At 64.3% G+C, this 773-nt stretch carries 1 protein-coding gene; it reads right to left on the bottom strand.

The genetic code is table 11. The features are described from left to right. Positions 1-773 (bottom strand): nucleotide sugar dehydrogenase (locus ACG04Q_RS25540; RefSeq protein ID WP_394514698.1); only part of this gene is annotated, 773 nt, incomplete at both ends.

The raw sequence follows: 773 nt of genomic DNA, 5'->3' as shown, positions 1-773 counted from the left end.
GCCTTGTGGGTCAGGTAGTACGGGTCCACGCCGATGCAGTGGCCGCCGACGAGACCCGGCTTGAACTTCAGGAAGTTCCACTTCGTGCCCGCGGCTTCCAGCACTTCGGAGGTGTCGATGCCCAGCTTGTCGAAGATGATGGCCAGTTCGTTCATCAGCGCGATGTTGAGGTCGCGCTGCGTGTTCTCGATGACCTTGGCAGCCTCGGCGGCCTTGATGCTGGACGCGCGGTGCACGCCGGGGATGATGATCTTCTCGTAGACCTTGGCGACCTTGTCCAGCGTCTCGGGCGTGTCGCCGGAGACGATCTTCAGGATCTTGGTCAGCGTGTGTTCCTTGTCGCCCGGGTTGATGCGCTCGGGGCTGTAGCCGACGAAGAAGTCCTGCTTCCACTTCATGCCGGACTCGCGCTCCAGCACCGGGATGCAGACCTCCTCGGTCGCGCCGGGGTAGACGGTGCTCTCGTACACGACGATGGCGCCCTTCTTCATGTGGCGGCCGACGCTGGTGCTGGATCCGATCAGCGGGCGGAAGTCGGGGATGTGGGCCTCGTCCACCGGCGTGGGCACGGCGACGATGATGACGTCGGCCTCGGCCAGCATCTTGGGGTCGTCGGTGTAGACGGCCAGCTTGGCAGCCTGTACTTCCTCATCGGTCAGTTCGCGGCTGGGGTCGGTGCCGCGCTGGCAGGCCTCGACCTTGTTCTTGGCAATGTCGAAGCCGATGGTGCGCATCTGCTTGCCGAACTCCACCACCAGGGGCAGGCCCACGTA

The sequence above is a fragment of the Pelomonas lactea genome, assembly GCF_043555885.1.
GTDB classification, from domain to species: domain Bacteria; phylum Pseudomonadota; class Gammaproteobacteria; order Burkholderiales; family Burkholderiaceae_C; genus Pelomonas; species Pelomonas lactea.
Note: the sequence above shows the minus strand (reverse complement) of the source record. Positions and strands in the feature narration are given on the sequence as shown.